A 17330-nucleotide genomic window follows, 5' to 3' on the forward strand; every position below is an offset into this window, starting at 1 on the left:
GTATGCTCCTCTCTGGGGTATGATATATAAGTGAAGAAAAAGCAACAGCATGAACAGGTTGTATTTACTATTTCGGGATAACGATTTGTCCTGGTATGTATAGAGGGGTATTGGATATAACGGATAATTTTTGGCGTGATTTACCGCGACCATTTTTTGTACTGGCGCCTATGGAAGATGTGACGGATGTTGTGTTTCGCCATGTCGTCAGTGAAGCAGCCAGACCGGATGTGTTTTTTACGGAGTTTGCGAATACCGAGAGCTATTGTCACCCGGAGGGGAACCATAGTGTGCGCGGACGTTTGACTTTTACAGAGGATGAGCAGCCCATGGTAGCCCATATCTGGGGAGATAAACCGGAATACTTTCGTCAGATGAGTATCGGCATGGCGAAAGAAGGATAAAGGCATCGATATTAATATGGGCTGTCCTGTAGCGAATGTCGCTGAGAATGGGAAGGGAAGCGGCCTGATCTGCCGTCCCGACATTGCAGCCGATATTATCCAGGCCGCCAAAGCTGGGGGACTCCCCGTCAGTGTAAAAACAAGGCTCGGTTTCAGCGCTGTAGACGAATGGCGCGACTGGTTAACCCATATTTTGCAACAAGACATTGTGAATCTGTCCATTCATCTACGGACGAGAGAGGAAATGAGCAAAGTCGACGCTCATTGGGAACTGATTCCGGAGATTAAGAAACTTCGTGATGAGGTGGCGCCCGATACACTGCTAACCATTAACGGGGATATTCCGGACCGTCAGACCGGCCTCAAGCTCGCTGAACAATACGGTGTGGATGGTATTATGATTGGGCGTGGTATTTTTCAGAATCCATTTGCTTTTGAGAAGGAGCCGAAGAAACACAGCAGTGAGGAATTGCTTGGTCTGCTGCGGCAGCATCTGGATCTCCATGATCAATACTCGCTACTTGAACCACGTTCGTTCAGCCCCCTTGCCCGCTTCTTCAAAATCTATGTTCGTGGATTTCGGGGGGCAAGTGAACTCCGAAATAGCTTAATGAACGCCAAGTCAACAAGCGAAGTACGTGCGTTGCTGGACGAATTTGGAAACAAGGAGCATGAAGGGGCGGAGGAACGCGGGAACTAAGTTGCCAAGTTTGAGTAAGGACTGAGGGCACCCGGCAAACCGAGGCCCCTTTTTGATTCAAGCCGTTGGCTTATCATATGTTGGGGGCACATCGAGTCGGGTTGTTTCCACTGTACATTCATCCCTTGTGGAGTGTTGCTCACTGTTTGTTAGAAAAGACTAATAGTTGGTGTGTATTGGCGGAAATAGTGAAGAGGGGTGCTGAACCTCTCTTTTTTTTATACATATTTCTTGACGTCACCTTATACAAAAATAATTGAAATGGAATTCTAATGCATTGTCTTGAGTCGCGTTTTGGCTGTGATTATCACTGCCGCATCCAGACATCAGGAGCACGAAAGAGAGGACTAAAATCAAGGTTGTTGTTAATTTCTTCTGCGTATTTAATCCCTCAATCTTTCTTTTTTTTTGAATACTAAGAGGCTAACGAAGGAACATATTTCCTTATACATTCAGAATAGAATTATTATTCAGATTAACTGTTGAATGTTTATGCATCTAGAAGTATAATTTCACTTAATTAACGTTAATTAATTTTGGGGTGGGAAGTATCATTGACTAAAAATAAGTTGAAAAATGTGGCGATGAAGCTGTTCAGTGAGAAGGGTTATGACGGTACAGCCCTTTCTGAAATTGCCAAGGAAGTTGGCGTGAAAACCCCGGCGATCTATGCCTTTTTTGAAAATAAAGAGGATTTGTTCATGACGGTCTTTCGGGAAGCGATGGAGTCCTACAATTCATTTGTGCAGCAGTTGTCAGATGAACAGAAGGTGCTGGGTGTGAAGGATAGTCTGCATGGAATTCTATTAAGACAATATGAATTCTATCAGCAGAACCCAGAAGCGAGTTTGCTGGTGCTCAGATATGTGATGTTTCCACCCGTATTCCTGAAGGAGACGATTGAGGGTGCCTTCTGTCATTCAGATGAGAAGCTAACCAAAGTCATAGAACAATTTATCGTAAGAGGGGTGGAAGAGGGATTTATTCGGAATCAATCTGTGGAGCTTCTTATAGACGCCTTTCTCAACTTAATGGACGGATTAAGCATGCAGTATTTCTATTATACGTCAAAGGGAATTTATGAACGTAAATTGAATCATGCATTTGAAATGTATTGGAGAGGTGCGTGCTCTTAGAGATAGAGGACAAGATTGAACAACAAGGGGATGCGAGAAATGGCAGAAGTAGTTCAAGTTAAGAGCGATAATACGGGTTCAGGAGATTATGAAAGAGAGCCCGTTCCAGATCAATTGCGAAAGAAATGGCTGTCCATGGCACTCGTCTGGATCGCCATTGGGATCGATCTATCGGCAATGTTCTTGGGAGCTCAGCTTGGTAATGGAATGAATCTTTCAGAATCGCTTACTGCGACGATTATCGGGTCGTTGATACTAGGCGTAATCGGAGCATTATGCGCGTATGTAGGCGCAAAAACGGGATTATCGACGTCGATGATCACGCGCTTCTTATTTGGAAACAAGGGAGCCCTGATCGTATCGGTAGTGTTAGGTATTTTTTCACTTGGTTGGTTTGGGGTGCAGGTCGGTTTCTTTGCTTCGAATATGCAGACCGCTTTTCATCAAATATGGGATATTGATTTGTCTTTGGGTGTATTTTCGTTTATCGGTGGATTACTGATGATGTCGACGGCCATTTGGGGATATCGGTCTATTGAACGTTTGAGTATCTGGTCCGTACCGTTACTGATTATTTTCATCGGGGTTGCTGTATTTACAGCTTTCCAGACGAAAGGTACTTCGGCTGTTTGGGAACCGATCAGTGGTTCACCGATTCCGATGGGGACAGCGATCTCACTTGTAATTGGTATCTTTATTGTGGGTACGGTTCTTTCACCTGACATCGCACGTTGGGCGCGTACACCGAAGCATGCCATAACGGCAGCTTTTATTGGCTTCGCTGTTGGTAACAGCTTCATGACGATCATCGCGATTTTCTTATCTCGAGTGATGAACACAGATGACCTAACGAATATTTTCATCGCGCTGGGGCTTGGGCTTCCTGCGATTATCGTCTTAACGCTGGCACAATGGACGACAAATACGAATAACTTGTATTCTGCTTCGCTAGGGTTCTCTGTTGTGTTTAAAAAAGTACCGAAAAAGCTGATTACCGTTATTGCGGGTATTATTGCTACGTTGCTTGCCGTATTCGGTATCTATGATAACTTTTTGTCTTTCCTAAATATCATTACGGTGTTTGTCTCTCCAATCGGGGGGATCTACACAGCAGAATATTTGCTCGTCGACCGCAAGAAATTCAACTTTGAAGGAATCGATCGCAATAAAAATTGGATCGCTCGTTCCTTGGTCGTGTGGGTTGCAGCTACGTTGTTCGCGTTTATGACAACTGCAGCGCCAGACGGATTTGGATGGTTCCAGATTACCCGTGTTCCGGCATTAGATGCGTTTATGTTTGCCTTTATCGTGCAATGGATCGTTGGCAGAATCATGACCAAGAAAGGATAACATCATGACAACATACAGAATAACAGAGTTAAATGAACAAGTAGTGAAGTACATTGCTGTCGGTGCGGCAGTGCTTGGAACAGGCGGAGGTGGTGACCCGCATATCGGTAAGTTGATGGCGCAGGAAGCCATTCGTAAACATGGTCCTGTACGCTTAATAAGTCCGGAGGAGCTGGAGGACGATGCTTTGGTTATTCCTCTCTCCATGATCGGTGCACCAACGGTGATGAATGAGAAGATTCCATCGGTTGAGCAAATGACGAAACCTTTGGATTTAATCGAAAAAGAGCTTGGACGCAAGGTGACCGCTATTATGCCGATTGAGGTTGGTGGTGGTAACTCACTCGTTCCTGTTATTGCGGCGGCGGAACGGGGCATTCCTATTCTAGATGCGGATGCGATGGGACGGGCCTTTCCGGAATCTCAAATGGTAACGTTCCACTTGGACGCCATTGATTGCAGCCCGATTACGATGGCTGATGAACGTGGAAATGCTGTACTTATGCATGCGATCGACGGTGTGTGGGAGGAACGGATGGCGCGCGCAGTTACGATTCAGATGGGTGGATCGGCTTCGATTTGCGATTATCCGGTGTCAGGGGCACAGGTCAAGGAAAGTGCGATTCCTAACACGCTCACGCTTGCGTATGAAATCGGTAAAACCTTATACGAATCTAAGGAGCTGAAGCAAAATCCAATCGAGGCGATGCTGAAGCAACTGAATGGATATGCATTGTTCCATGGTAAAGCTGTAGATATTCGCCGCCGTACAGAAGGCGGATTTACGCGTGGTGAAGCTATATTCGAAGGTACGGATGCCCAAAAGGGACGCACGATGCGGTTATTCTTCCAGAATGAATTCCTGCTCGCAACTGAAGATGGACAGTCACTTGCTGTGACACCTGACCTGATCTCATTGCTCGACCAAGATACAGGTATGCCGATTACGACTGAAAATTTGAAATACGGAGCCCGTGTTACCGCAGTTGGATTTCCTTGTGATCCAAGATGGCGTACAGTGAAGGGACTTGAGACGGTAGGCCCGCAATATTTTGGCTATGATGCACCTTATGTTCCGATTGAGAAGTTGGCAGCTGAGAGAGGGGGAGCACAATAATGGTGGATACGAATGTTAACAATATGGAAGAAATTTATCGTATTGGGATTGATGTCGGCGGAACGAATACGGATGCTGCCTTGCTCGATTCCAAGTTAAATACGATTCATACTGTAAAAGTACACACAACGCGTGATGTCAATGAGGGTATTAGCGAATCGATTCGTCGGCTGTTGTCGGAGAGTATTGTTGATCCTGCGCAGATTCGTTATGCTATGCTTGGGACGACGCATTGTACGAATGCCATTGTGGAACGTAAGCACTTGGGAAAAGTTGGCTTGATTCGTATCGGGGCGCCGGCGACAACCGCGGTTCCACCTCTGGCGGATTGGGACGATACACTGAAGTCCATTGTTGGTTCCCATGCCTATATCGTTCGCGGTGGTTATGAGTTTGACGGCCGAACGATTGTTGACCTAGACGAAGCGGAAATGATCAACTGCTTTACGAAGATGAAGGGTAACGTCGAAGCCGTTACGATTTGCGGCGTATTCTCTCCCGTGAACACATCGCAGGAGAAACGCGCTGAAGAACTTGCAAAGCAAGTGCTTGGTGAGGATATGCCTGTAACGCTGTCGCATGAGATTGGAAGTATTGGACTGCTGGAGCGTGAGAATGCTTCGATGTTGAATGGTGCGTTACTTAACGTCATCGCAGGTGTAGTAAAAGGTTTCGAAGAAGCGCTTCAAGGCTTTGGAATAAGTGCAAGTGTCTATATCTGCCAGAACGATGGTACGCTGATGTACAGTGAATATGCTCTTCGTTATCCTATTCTGACGATTGCTTGCGGACCAACGAACTCCATTCGTGGTGCAGCGCACTTATCGGGTCTTGATGATGCGCTCGTTGTAGATATTGGCGGTACGACGACAGATATCGGTGTTCTCTCGCAAGGCTTCCCTCGTCAATCATCTGCTGCCGTGGAGATTGGTGGGATTCGGACCAACTTTCGAATGCCAGATATTTTATCAATCGGCATCGGTGGGGGGACGATCGTTCGCTCGGATGCAGCGCAGAATCAGGTAACTGTCGGTCCCGATAGTGTTGGGTATGAGTTATTGAAGCGTGGTGTGATCTTTGGTGGGGATACACTCACCGCTACGGATGTGGCTGTTAAGCTTGGACGATATGAGTGGAAAGATGCGAAGATGGAAGAGCTTGATGAATCGATCTGCCGTAGAGCAGATGAGATCATTACGCGGGATATTGAAGATGCAATTGATCGTATGAAGACAAGCGCGGATGCGGTTGACGTCATTTTGGTTGGGGGCGGAAGTATCCTTGTCGCTGATCAGCTTGAAGGTGTAGCACGGATCGTCAGACCGGATCACTACGATGCTGCGAATGCGATTGGTGCAGCGTTAGGTGAGGTTAGCGGAGAGACAGAGCGGATCTATTCGTTAGATGAAATGACATACGATCAAGCGAAAGAAGATGCTCGTAACCATGCGATAGAACAAGCGGTTCTTGCCGGTGCAGATCGTGAAACTGTACAGATCGTGTTGTCTGAGGATATTCCGATTGCATACTTGCCGGGTAATGCTTTGCTTGTGAAGGTGAAAGCGGCTGGACGATTATAAGGTGAATATGGATCTGCTGGAATCTTATTAAATTGAACGAAACTCGCTTATTGCGGGTTTCGTTTTTTTGATTGCCCAAAAACAACAACTTTAGTTGCTTGAAAGGAAAAAGATAGGAGTGGTATGTTTGCATTATTATTCAATTCTGGATGAGTAGCAATGCGAGAAATTGAAATATATAAAATTATTTATTTAAAATTATGACTGTGGTAGTGTAAATGATGAACTGCTTGATAAAAATTACCTAGTATTGGAAGGAAGAGTGCGTGGTGAGGAAGAGAATTGTCTCGATTACAAGTTTGCTAGCTGTAATAGTATGTATGGCATTCATTATAATTTTTAATAATCAAAGTTTGGCTTCTGCGAATATAGTTCCAACACCAATCTTTGCATCTGAGGACACTACAATAATTTACGAGGGTCTCAATGCTGGATTGGTATATGAGAAGGGAAACCTCGGGTATCTTGATGTAGGCTATCAAGGGTCATCTGGTAAGCCCTTAGAGGTTCAAGTATTACTAAAGTTTAATTTGCCACCAATCCCTGCAGGGTACGAAGTTGAAACTGCAAACCTTTATCTCCCTGTAACAGGTGGCACTTTTCAACCAACAACTGAGTTCTCGCTAAAAGTTTCTACTAGTACAGATCATAGCTGGAAACAGGATAGTGGAATAACGTCGCCACCAGCTCCAACTTCAGGGTCTACACAAACAAGATTATTAGCTAATCATGTCCCCATACTTAAACCTACACTAGCTCCCTTTAATTTTACTAGCTACATAACAGAGGAATTCGCTAAAGCTGATCCTAGAGCAACCTTTATTCTTTCAGGGATGACAGCTCAAGAAGCAGCTCAGAATGGAATACTGAATGCTGATCATTATATACAAATGACCGAAACGAATGTGCAACCCGGCTATCTGGGTCCGTATTTGATTATTACATACTCTGAAATTGTCGACATTCAGATAACAGGAGTTCAAGATGGCGGTCTATATAACACGAATGTAACGCCACAATTTAATGGAACAGCCACTTTAAATGGAAATCCATTTACAAGTGGAACACAGGTTACTGGTGAAGGTTCATACACGCTAACGGTTACAGCCGGTAACCAATCAAAAACGATTCAATTTCGAATAGATAAGACTCCTCCGACTGGCACTGTCGTCATTAACTCTGGAGCTGTCTATGCAACAAGTCAAGAGGTAACACTAGATATTACGCTAGGATCAGGAGTGACGGATGTCGTTAGCGTGCAGTTCTCCAATGACAATGTGACATGGTCAGATGAAGAAGTATACAGCGCAAGTATGAGCTATACATTGCCAGCAGGTGATGGCAGCAAGACGGTCTATGTGAGATTTATCGACCATGCGGACAATATTGGATCAGCTCAAGATAGTATTATTCTGGATATGACAGCTCCGATTGTCACAGGTGTTGCAGATGGAGAGAGCTATAATTCCTCACGAACCATTACCTTTAATGAAGGTACCGCAACATTGAACGGCAAATCCTTTATAAATGGCTCGCCTGTGGACGATGAAGGCTCCTATATACTTGTTGTTACGGATGCCGCAGGTAACTCGACTACAATTACATTCAGCATCTTTAAATATAGAGTAAGCTACGACGGAAATGGAGCTACTGGAGGACTTGTACCCATAGATAGTCAAACCTATGAGACTGGGAATCATGTAACCGTAGCTGATAATACTGGAAGTTTAGTGAAAACAGGATATACATTTAATGGTTGGAATACCGAAGCAGATGGAAGTGGGACAAGCTTTGCAGCGAATGAGACATTCAATATAATCGCAGCTAATGTCACACTATATGCAATGTGGGATGTTAATCATTATACAGTGACTTTTGAGTCAAATAGAGGAAGTGTCGTAGCACCTCAGAATAAATCATATAACGAAATGGCAACCGAGCCGAGTGCACCAACGAAACCAGGTTATACATTTGGTGGTTGGTATAAAGAGATAACATTAACAAACCAATGGATCTTCACAAAGGATATAGTCACAGGGAATACGACGTTGTACGCGAAGTGGATTGGTAATAGTTCTTCAGGAAGTAGTGGTAGTGGAGGAGGAGGTTATATTCCAACACCACCACAGAATTCAACGGTATATTTTGAAACCAATGGCGGGAACGTTATAGTCAGTCTATCTGTAGCAAATGATTCAAGGCTAGCAGAGCTACCGACCCCTACCAAAGAAGGATTTACATTTGGAGGCTGGTATCAAGATGTTGCGTTGACCCAAAAGTGGGATCTTCTAACGGACCGTGTGACAAAAAATATAAAATTGTATGCAAAATGGATTGCAAACACCTCCCCAGATCCGAAGCCGGGGCAAGAACCAGATGGACCGAAACCAGAGCTTCCGGCTGTGAGTTTCGATGACATTTCGGGACATTGGGCAAAAGGAATGATTGAGGAATTAGCTAGTCGAGGGATTATTACGGGGTATCCAGACGGATCTTTTCATCCAAATGAATCCATCCAGCGCCAACATATGGCCTTGATATTCGTGCGTGCTTTCGAGTTAGAGCCTACACGTGAAGCGGTAACTTTTTCTGATGTATCGTCAAGCCATCCGTACTATGAAGCCATTTCGTCACTGCAACAAGCAGGAATTGTAGACGGAACGAATGGTAGATTTAATTCAAATGAACCCGTGACACGTGCACAGATGGCAAAAACTGTAGCACTTGCCCTTAAGATAAAGCCAGGTGGAACAAGTACCTTCCAAGACGTACCAATGGCGCATTGGAGTTATCATTATATCGCTGCACTGGCAGATCTAGAGATTGTACTAGGTGATAAAGGTAAATTTAAGCCAAATGAGCCTGTGACACGTGCAGAGTTTGTCGCCATGATGTACCGGGCATTGAACCTGACAAAGTAAAAGAGAAGTAGTATAAAGGCCCTTCTAGCGAAGGGCCTTTATATCGTTTATACTGAGTAGGCCAAATAACTTCCTAGGAGTTGTCTAACGGATCATGATCAAGAAAGAAGTCGCACACATACGCAAGCAATTTAAGCTGGATAACGATTTGCTGAACATTGACGATATACTCAACGTGTACATTATGAAGGAAACGAATGAAATCTATCACTGGGAGCGGCTGCCGTTTGGCTTAGTGGACAGAGAGAAGCAGGAGCTGTATATGGGCAATTTCAAAAAACTGCTGACCGGTGAACTGGATCATAAGCTGTTCGAATTGAAGTTTCAGGAGAATGCAGAGGACCCGGCGCAGGTGATGCTTCACCAAGGCTTGTCGACAGGCGATCCGGAAGAATGGCAGGACCTGATGCTGCTGTTGGTGGACAAAATGATGGCAGATACCAAGTATGAACGGGATACGGTCATCACGTTTGTACGCGGACAGTACTATCGGCCGACGAAGGCCCGGAATGAGGAAGCTGAAGAGAGCGGGAAGGACGAAGTGTTCGGTCATCCGTTCATTCTGTGCAGCGTGAATTCCACGGAGAAGCAGCGGAAAACGCTCCTGTTCGATTATGTGGAGAGAGAATTTAAGTACAATGTCATCGTGGATCCAATCATCAAATTGAGTTCGCCGGAGGAAGGGTTCTTTTATCCGAGCGTGACGGACAATTATTCCGATGTGAATCGCATTCTGTATTGTACGGGAAAATCCAATTTTCCGAATCCACATTTCATCGAACATGTTTTGAATGCCGACAGGTCTACGACCGCGATGGAGGAGAGGGGCATCTTCGAAGAAATCGTGAAGGAAGTGGCGGGCGAACAGCTTGACGGAGCTACCCTCGCGCATGTGTATGAGGAAATCCACCATGTCATTGAAAACCACCAGGAGGAGGAACCTCCGAAGCTGGATTATAAAGATGTGGAACGGGTGCTGACCGTAAGCGGTGTTGAGAACGTGACGCCGGAAAAGGTGGAACAAGCGTTTCAAACCGTTGTCGACGATACGAATTATGAACTGAAGGCGAGCAGCGTGATGCGAAATTCTCGTCCAAATCGATTAAGATTGATACCAAGGTAGCCACGATTTCGGTCAGCCCGCAGGATTTAAGGTATGTGAAGCAGGTGAATTATCAAGGGAGACGATGTATCTTGATCGAGGTTGATGAGGATGCCGTCATCGAAGGGTTTACGCTTAGTACAGAGACGCTATTATAAACTCGTTCATCGTATAAGATTCAGCATTGTATGAGAAAACGGAGACCTCCTTTTAAGAGGTCTCCGTTTATTGATGGCTCCAAAGAGCATTTTATGTTCCCGGTACGTAGTCCTCGTCGATGATCAGAATGGGTTTAATCGTTTTGCCGGTCGACGAATCGTGCGAAGCTTCATTAATCTCATCAAATTTATAAAACTTAACCAGTTGATCGAACGAGAATTGCCCATCTTTGTAAAATTGAATTAACTGTGGAATGGACAATTGTGGAACCGCATTTCCCATCAGCACACCTTTGATTGTACGGTTGAGCATATTTAAATCGGCGTTGAAATTCACTTCGACTCCATGCTTGGAAGAAGCAATCGGTGCTGCGACGCCCCCGACAGCCAAAATTTCGATGGAAGTTCGCGCCACAGACGGAACGCCGGTTGTATCAATCGAATAGTTAACGCCTTTATCGTTCGTGAGTCTTTTGATTTCGGAAAGCACATCGACATCTTTACTGTTAATTGTATGGGTAGCACCTAGTTGTTTAGCTACTTCAAGACGGTTATCGTGGATATCCACTCCGATGATCTGGGAGCAGCCAGAAATCTTAGCAGCCATCATCGCGGCCAAACCGACCGCGCCAGTACCAAAAATTGCTATGGTTGAGCCAGGACTAGGTTTCAACCCATTCAACACGGTACCGCTGCCTGTTAAAAAGCCGCAGCCCAAAGGACCGACGAGACGCAAATCTACGGATTTATCCACTTTAGTCAAATTACGCTCATATACAATCGTATGTGTGCTAAAAGAGGATTGGCTAACGAAGTTATATACTGGCGAGCCATCTTCTCGTTGGAAATATAATGAACCGTCTTCTCGAGCACCACTCAAATTAAAGTTCATCCATTCCTCACAAGAAGCCGGAAGGCCGGTGAGACAATTACTACAGTGACCGCAGTATAGATAGGAAAGAACAACATGGTCACCAGGTTCAAAGCCGCGAACAGCGGAACCTACCTTTTCCACGATGCCAGACCCTTCATGTCCTAAGACAACGGGATACCACGGATAACCACCTGCACGTGCAACTGCATCAGAATGGCAGATCCCGGAGGCGACCATTTTGACCAAAATCTCGTCTTCACGGATATCGCTTAATGTTAATTCCTCGAGTACGTATGGAGAATCCACTTCATTAATAACTGCTGCTTTTACTTTCATGTTCAGTCTCCTTTTGCCTATAGATGTAAATGAATGTGTTTTGTCCTGGAATGATCAAGTCCCAAACCCGAGTCGAACTTTTTTCTCGTGAGAACATGATGTCATTCCAATGGAGAAGCTGGCATTTATGCTGCTTACTTGGTGTTGGCTTTAACCATGCCGAATGCACATAGTACCCAGTATAATAATTATCGGTGCCCTAATCAACTAAACAAAATTCCAGATTTGTTAACAAATTGAGATAAGAATCAAAACGCTTTCACGCACCCAGTTGCTGATGCTCAATCGTTGATATAGCGATGAAGCTGAAGATTTGCACCAGAGCAAGTGGCGGTCGCTATTAAATCCATATGGCTTCCTCAGGATTAGTCTTACCTTATGACGAGTGATTGAAACAAGTAGCCCTCTAGAACGATTCGGCAGGGGGTTCATAAAGCTATGGAGTCTAGGCTAAGCTAATTGACTTCATTAAATTAAATGTTTATACTTGTATAAACATTATTTTGAGGTGGTAGTATGTCGCAAATTCAAAAATGGGGTAACAGTTTAGGTGTCCGTATCCCCAAAGCATTAGCCATGGAGGTAGGACTTGAAGAGGGGTTAGAAATCGATTTTGACGTTGAAGATGGTCATCTCGTCATCAAACCACGGAACAATAAACTGGATGAGCTACTTTCGAAAATAACGCCTGATAATCTCCATTCTGAGGTTCAATCGGGAGAGTCGCAAGGACGGGAGACATGGTGAAAGAACAATATATTCCTGATCGCGGCGACTTGGTATGGCTTCAGTTTCATCCTCAATCTGGCCATGAACAGTCCGGGAAACGTCCAGCTCTGGTGCTCTCACCAGAACAGTATAATGGAAAGGTCGGGTTAGCCTTATTTTGCCCAGTCACTTCAAAAGCCAAAGGCTACCCATTCGAGGTGGTTATTCCACAGGATTTACCGATCGAAGGGGTTATTCTTTCTGATCAAATAAAGAGTCTTGATTGGCAATCTCGTCAAGCCAAGTTTATAGGCAGAGTTCCAAAGGAGATCTTGGACGAGGTTTTGAGTAAGGTCGATTTGTTGATGCACTAACCGTACATTATGATATATGAGCCGCTCCTTAGTTTGGGTTTTATGGGAGCGGTTTTTTTCCTGTAAAATACATTTAGGTATCTATCAAGAAACTATCTCTATTATTTTTCGCGCTCTACGACTTTAGTTGGTTTTCAATCTCTTGGCATTGAATTAAACTCTCTAATTATTGGGTCATAATAACCGTTGCATGAACCGGTTATGATCACAAAAGGGGGAAAATCGATAATGAGATTCATCGAATTCAGAAGTATTCTGCGGGTCACGTTAAGTTTGGCTCTGATGATGGCGCTAGCGGCAGTACCCGCTGCGTTCGCGGCCGGGACGATCGGGGTGCAGGTGAATGGTCAAGCGGTAGCGACCAAGGTTGATCCTATCATCATTGGCGGAACAACGATGGCGGCTGCCGTCGATCTACCCGCATGGTTCGGGGCTAACTTTCAGTGGGACAAGCAGGGTCAGACAATGACGGTGAAAAAGGATGGACATACCGTAACGGCGAAGCTTGGGGCGAAGACGGCGACTGTGGCAACCACGTCGGGCAACCGTGTCATTAACTTGTCGCAGCCTGTGCAATTGTTGGACGGTCGCCTGATTGTGCCGCTTCGTCCATTCGCGGACGCGCTTGGCGCGGCTATGTCGTGGGACAAGCAAACCCAAACCGTTAAGCTTACGACAGGGGACCATGCAGGGAACGGCGGCAGTGGAACGCAAGGCCCGAAGGGTGACACAGGAGAGCAAGGGCCCAAAGGCGACGCGGGCGTTCAGGGACCGAAGGGGGATGCGGGTACGCCAGGATCTTCAGGCGCGACAGGACCAGCAGGAGCGACCGGCCCGGCAGGGCCGAAAGGCGACACCGGTGCGCCAGGGCCCAAAGGTGATCCAGGCGATCAGGGTCCGGTTGGACCGACAGGAGCAACAGGCCCGCAAGGACCAGCAGGGGCGATTGGCCCAGCGGGTCCCGTGGGACCGACGGGGCCAGCTGGCACGAGCGTGACGGGAGAAGGGTTTTCCGCTTATCTTGATGGCGTAGCCTACGCCTTCGACTCTACTCTTGTAGATTGGGCCATACCGAGCACGCAATTCGATTCCGCAAATTTCAATCCGGTGACGGGCGCCTACACGGTCACGGAGGCTGGGAAATATTCAATTAAGGCTACGATCAATTACAAAACGCCAACAGCGAATGTATCTTTGGGCCAAGGTGTTAATCCGATGTTTGAAGTGACGAACAACAGCAGCTCAATCCTACGTGGCCAGCTGCCGATTTTCGATGTCAACATCGCACTCATCCTGACGATGCGGACGGTATTGTCCAGCGGCACCGTAACGATGCAAGGCGATTTTTACCTGCAAGCCGGAGATCAGCTTCAACTTCGATATGTTAACGATGGATTTACGGGTAATGTCTCGTTAGAACCGGGCAGGGGTGCATACTGGTCCGTTCATCGATTGTAATAAGTAATAAACAAAGCAGCCTTAGTTCGGTACCCCACAGGACTAAGGCTGCTTAGTTTTGTTTGGAATCTGTCGTGTTGAATGTGTGTGTTGAACGATTTAGATATCCGACTTCTGAAAACGAGTTAAAGCAATAATTAAAATGCTTCCACAAAATAAGACCCAGCAGCCTGCTGAGAACAAAAATCCGGTCTGCGGGAAAATAATCATACTCGGCAGGCTTTGCAGTGAACCCATGAGAACGAGGCTCATGATAATAAATACAGCAGTATTCCGAATCATTACAGCGAGTGCAAAGAACAGTGTAGCATAGCAGATAAAGGCTGCGAGCTTGATGACGAATAAGAAATAGAGCTGATGTAAGTCATCCGTTGTCAGAGGGGCAATAGCTGACATTGGAAGTGCCAGCAGCATACAGGAGACTAAATTAAAGATCAGCACAAGCAATGAAAACTGTACAGCAGACACCCACTTCGCAATCATGATTTGCAAACGGGAGGTTGGCCGAATAAATAATAACTTGGCTGTACCGTATGAAAATTCGTAGTTAATGATTTGCGAGACAAACAGAATTAGAATCACATACAGTATTTGGTTTTCCGTCTGAAATAAATTGAATGTCACGGTCCAATAATCGCTTAGAGGCTGACTCTGAAGTGTCGTTAACAGTAAGACCACTATAATAGAAATAAAAGATACACAAAGCATGACCCAAGTGGATCGCATGTTGTAAAGCTTCATGTTTTCGTTGCGAACTAAACCGATCAGTTTCATATAAAATATAAACCTCCTGCAAGTCCTAACGGGATTTTACTTGTTGTTTACGACGATCTTTCCAGTATCGCTGCTAATTTCCAGTCGTGCTCCATGATCCGCTGTTTCACCAAGGTTTCCTGCTATTTGATTCATACCGATTCTGCTAAATGAAGCGGGGACAGATGTGAAGGATGCATCCAGATCGGTACGGACTATACCGTTGGAGTATATGTGGAAGAATAGAGCTTGTGATGGAGGGGTCAAGCCAACCTCGATATTCCCTTTATTCGTTAGAATACGATTATGGCCCGTTAGCGGCTGCCATTTCGCTATAGTTACATGTCCGGAGCCTGTAGTCAGCGAAGCATTTCCTTCCAGCCTCATAATTTGAATATTTCCAAGAGTAGAATCAGCCGTTAATTCTTGTCCTGTATAGGAATCCAGATACATTCCGCCAAGATTGCTTTTAAATTTAAATGTATCAGCCATCAGTGGCTGCTCCGCATACACGCTTCCAAACTTAGATTGGACCGTTACATTTCGCAGCTTGTCTGCCGGCAGATCAATTTGAAGTCGGACCGATTTGTTCAGGCTAAGTGAGGAAACAGCAGCATTTTTCTCAACTGCCCGTATGTGCAGATGATCGTCTTCAGGGAGCAGGAAGACACCATAATCACTCAGCTTGGAGGCCGTGCCGGTAATTCTCGCATGAACCTGATGATCAGAACTCAAGGATAAATAAATGTCAGTTATATCGCTGCTGATGGTAATATCTTTGATATGCTGCGCTTCAATGCTTGTCGATTCGTTAAAATCAGCCGTAAAGAGACTGTTAACCCCCACTATTGTAGCAATACTCAATAATAGCAGAAGCACTAGACTAACCCATGCCATGTGTTTTTTCATCATGATATCCTTTCAAAGGTACTCTTCTCTTCTTATATCTCTTGCTGCTTGAACGCTCTAACGCCTATAAATAGAAATGCAGCATTGAGGAGGGTCCAAAACAAGAAAGAGATAAGAATGTTCATGCCCGGGATTACGGGAACGAAATTGACAGTAATCGCAAAAAAAAGAATCGTAATGATAAGAGAGAGGCCTTGATGGCGGGTAAGTACAGTTATCGTAAAGGCCAATGCTATATAAAATGGAAAAATAAACAGCTTCGTGATAAACAGCTTCATGGCTGCATGAAGATCTTCCACGTAAATCCAACCCTCAAATCCTGATGTAATTCCGGCAATTGTCATAGCTAGAGGAACACTACCCAGAACTCCAAGGAGTATATATGACAGAATTGCAATGTACTTGGATAACAGAATCCTTGATCGGGAATGAGGCCGGATCAGCAGCAGCTTCATCGTCCCCGTTGAATACTCTCTGCCAAGAATATGAATGGCGATGATCATCGAGACCAGCATGAAGAGCTGAATGAATATCTGCAATACATATGAAGCACTATCCCAATAACTAAGAACAGGCGATGAGTTGATTACATACTGCCCTATGGCCACCAACATAGTGAATGCATAAGCGGTGATCAGTGAGATCATACCGCTTCGCTGGCGATAAAGTTTCATGTTTTCATTTTTGACCAGCATCATCAGCTTCATATGACATTCCCTTTAGTGATTTGCAGGAAGGCATCCTCCAGAGGAGTTTTCGATCCGGAAGAGGAGGATAGCTCCGACACATTCAGCGTGTGCAAAAGTTTCCCGTTCTGCACAATGCCTACCCGATCACATATGAGTTCGATCTCTGAAAGCAAATGAGAGGAAACAAGGACAGCCGTATTGTCTTCAAGAGCCAGTTTCCGTATATGATCGCGTGTTTCTCTAATTCCCGCAGGATCCAGTCCATTGGTTGGTTCATCGAGAATAAGCAATGACGGGGAGTGAAGCAGCGCTTGAGCCATCCCTAATCTTTGACGCATTCCGAGGGAGTAACTGCTTACGACATCGTGAATTCTATTCGTTAATCCAACGATATCAGCCATTTCCATGATGTGGTCATGCGAGATATTCCCATGCATTCGCGCAAAATGAAGTAAATTCTGGTACCCGGTCAGATACGAATATAGGTCCGGCTGCTCGATAATAGCCCCCACATGTGAAATGGCTTTAGTAAAATCCGATTTGATACTATGACCATGAATTTTGATATCTCCTTGCTGTAGCAAGGACAAGCCGACAATTAACCGGATGGCGGATGTCTTGCCAGCCCCATTAGGACCTAGCAGGCCAAACACTTCACCCGGAAATACATCCAGACTCAATTGATCAATGACTTTCCGATTCTGGATTGTTTTACTCACATTGCGAATTTGCAGTATGGGTGCCGATTGCATGATTTCTCC

At 45.3% G+C, this 17330-nt stretch carries 13 protein-coding genes and 2 pseudogenes; 10 read left to right on the forward strand and 5 right to left on the reverse strand.

Features of this window, described 5'->3' with window-relative positions; all coding sequences use genetic code 11:
- Nucleotides 1-116 precede the first annotated feature (116 nt).
- From JCM10914_RS20170 to JCM10914_RS20200, 7 genes and pseudogenes are all read left to right on the forward strand, one after another.
- Nucleotides 117-1104 (forward strand): annotated as a pseudogene (locus JCM10914_RS20170) (tRNA dihydrouridine synthase).
- Between the two features lie 554 nt (nt 1105-1658).
- Complete coding sequence (locus JCM10914_RS20175) at nt 1659-2240, forward strand: TetR/AcrR family transcriptional regulator (RefSeq protein WP_023964065.1); 582 nt, start codon at nt 1659-1661, stop codon at nt 2238-2240.
- Nucleotides 2241-2279: 39 nt separating this feature from the next.
- On the forward strand, nt 2280-3590 hold the full coding sequence (locus JCM10914_RS20180) for a cytosine permease (RefSeq protein ID WP_023964066.1): 1311 nt from the start codon (nt 2280-2282) through the stop codon (nt 3588-3590).
- A gap of 4 nt (nt 3591-3594) precedes the next feature.
- Nucleotides 3595-4707 (forward strand): DUF917 domain-containing protein, encoded by a 1113-nt coding sequence (locus JCM10914_RS20185; RefSeq protein ID WP_023964067.1) that lies wholly within the window; start codon nt 3595-3597, stop codon nt 4705-4707.
- Nucleotides 4707-6287: a hydantoinase/oxoprolinase N-terminal domain-containing protein gene (locus JCM10914_RS20190; protein WP_023964068.1), complete on the forward strand. Its 1581-nt coding sequence runs from the start codon at nt 4707-4709 to the stop codon at nt 6285-6287. The genes JCM10914_RS20185 and JCM10914_RS20190 overlap by 1 nt, the downstream gene beginning before the upstream one ends.
- A 269-nt stretch (nt 6288-6556) precedes the next feature.
- Nucleotides 6557-9208, forward strand: a complete 2652-nt coding sequence (locus JCM10914_RS28555) for an InlB B-repeat-containing protein (protein ID WP_081739853.1) — start codon at nt 6557-6559, stop codon at nt 9206-9208.
- Nucleotides 9209-9302: 94 nt separating this feature from the next.
- Nucleotides 9303-10468 (forward strand): annotated as a pseudogene (locus JCM10914_RS20200) (DUF4317 domain-containing protein).
- Nucleotides 10469-10559: 91 nt separating this feature from the next.
- Here JCM10914_RS20200 and JCM10914_RS20205 read toward each other — a convergent pair.
- A complete protein-coding gene (locus JCM10914_RS20205; RefSeq protein WP_023964071.1) occupies nt 10560-11678 on the reverse strand; it encodes an NAD(P)-dependent alcohol dehydrogenase in 1119 nt (372 codons plus the stop codon).
- Between the two features lie 516 nt (nt 11679-12194).
- Here JCM10914_RS20205 and JCM10914_RS20210 point away from each other — a divergent pair.
- The 3 genes from JCM10914_RS20210 to JCM10914_RS31480 all read left to right on the forward strand — a co-directional run bounded on the left by JCM10914_RS20210 (nt 12195) and on the right by JCM10914_RS31480 (nt 14218).
- Nucleotides 12195-12425, forward strand: coding sequence for an AbrB/MazE/SpoVT family DNA-binding domain-containing protein (locus JCM10914_RS20210; protein ID WP_023964072.1), 231 nt, complete (start codon nt 12195-12197; stop codon nt 12423-12425).
- Nucleotides 12419-12760 carry an endoribonuclease MazF gene (gene mazF, locus JCM10914_RS20215; RefSeq protein ID WP_036719245.1) on the forward strand — a complete coding sequence of 114 codons (342 nt, stop codon included), beginning with the start codon at nt 12419-12421 and terminating at the stop codon, nt 12758-12760. The genes JCM10914_RS20210 and mazF overlap by 7 nt, the downstream gene beginning before the upstream one ends.
- Nucleotides 12761-12988: 228 nt before the next feature.
- Complete coding sequence (locus tag JCM10914_RS31480) at nt 12989-14218, forward strand: copper amine oxidase N-terminal domain-containing protein (protein WP_023964074.1); 1230 nt, start codon at nt 12989-12991, stop codon at nt 14216-14218.
- Nucleotides 14219-14317: 99 nt separating this feature from the next.
- On the opposite strand, the gene JCM10914_RS20225 is transcribed toward JCM10914_RS31480, so the two are convergent.
- From JCM10914_RS20225 to JCM10914_RS20240, 4 genes are read right to left on the reverse strand one after another with little or no spacing between them, the layout of a single operon-like run.
- The gene (locus JCM10914_RS20225) at nt 14318-14992 is read right to left on the reverse strand and encodes an ABC transporter permease (RefSeq protein ID WP_023964075.1); all 675 of its coding nucleotides are present in this window, start codon (nt 14990-14992) and stop codon (nt 14318-14320) included.
- Between the two features lie 36 nt (nt 14993-15028).
- Nucleotides 15029-15883, reverse strand: coding sequence for a DUF4097 family beta strand repeat-containing protein (locus JCM10914_RS20230; RefSeq protein ID WP_081739855.1), 855 nt, complete (start codon nt 15881-15883; stop codon nt 15029-15031).
- A 29-nt stretch (nt 15884-15912) separates the two neighbouring features.
- Complete coding sequence (locus tag JCM10914_RS20235; RefSeq protein WP_023964077.1) at nt 15913-16587, reverse strand: ABC transporter permease; 675 nt, start codon at nt 16585-16587, stop codon at nt 15913-15915.
- Nucleotides 16584-17321 carry an ABC transporter ATP-binding protein gene (locus JCM10914_RS20240; RefSeq protein WP_023964078.1) on the reverse strand — a complete coding sequence of 246 codons (738 nt, stop codon included), beginning with the start codon at nt 17319-17321 and terminating at the stop codon, nt 16584-16586. Before JCM10914_RS20240 ends, JCM10914_RS20235 begins: the two co-directional genes overlap by 4 nt.
- Nucleotides 17322-17330: the final 9 nt, after the last annotated feature.

Source organism: Paenibacillus sp. JCM 10914 (assembly GCF_001315105.1).
Classification (GTDB): domain Bacteria; phylum Bacillota; class Bacilli; order Paenibacillales; family Paenibacillaceae; genus Paenibacillus_AQ.

Excerpts from the sequence above, each read along its gene's own strand:
- JCM10914_RS20235 (WP_023964077.1), bottom strand. The coding sequence starts at position 16,587 with ATGAAGCTGATGATGCTGGTCAAAAATGAAAACATGAAACTTTATCGC.
- JCM10914_RS20210 (WP_023964072.1), top strand. The coding sequence starts at position 12,195 with ATGTCGCAAATTCAAAAATGGGGTAACAGTTTAGGTGTCCGTATCCCC.
- mazF (WP_036719245.1), top strand. The coding sequence starts at position 12,419 with ATGGTGAAAGAACAATATATTCCTGATCGCGGCGACTTGGTATGGCTT.
- JCM10914_RS20225 (WP_023964075.1), bottom strand. The coding sequence starts at position 14,992 with ATGAAACTGATCGGTTTAGTTCGCAACGAAAACATGAAGCTTTACAAC.
- JCM10914_RS20230 (WP_081739855.1), bottom strand. The coding sequence starts at position 15,883 with ATGATGAAAAAACACATGGCATGGGTTAGTCTAGTGCTTCTGCTATTA.
- JCM10914_RS20205 (WP_023964071.1), bottom strand. The coding sequence starts at position 11,678 with ATGAAAGTAAAAGCAGCAGTTATTAATGAAGTGGATTCTCCATACGTA.
- JCM10914_RS20180 (WP_023964066.1), top strand. The coding sequence starts at position 2,280 with ATGGCAGAAGTAGTTCAAGTTAAGAGCGATAATACGGGTTCAGGAGAT.
- JCM10914_RS20190 (WP_023964068.1), top strand. The coding sequence starts at position 4,707 with ATGGTGGATACGAATGTTAACAATATGGAAGAAATTTATCGTATTGGG.
- JCM10914_RS20240 (WP_023964078.1), bottom strand. The coding sequence starts at position 17,321 with ATGCAATCGGCACCCATACTGCAAATTCGCAATGTGAGTAAAACAATC.
- JCM10914_RS20185 (WP_023964067.1), top strand. The coding sequence starts at position 3,595 with ATGACAACATACAGAATAACAGAGTTAAATGAACAAGTAGTGAAGTAC.
- JCM10914_RS31480 (WP_023964074.1), top strand. The coding sequence starts at position 12,989 with ATGAGATTCATCGAATTCAGAAGTATTCTGCGGGTCACGTTAAGTTTG.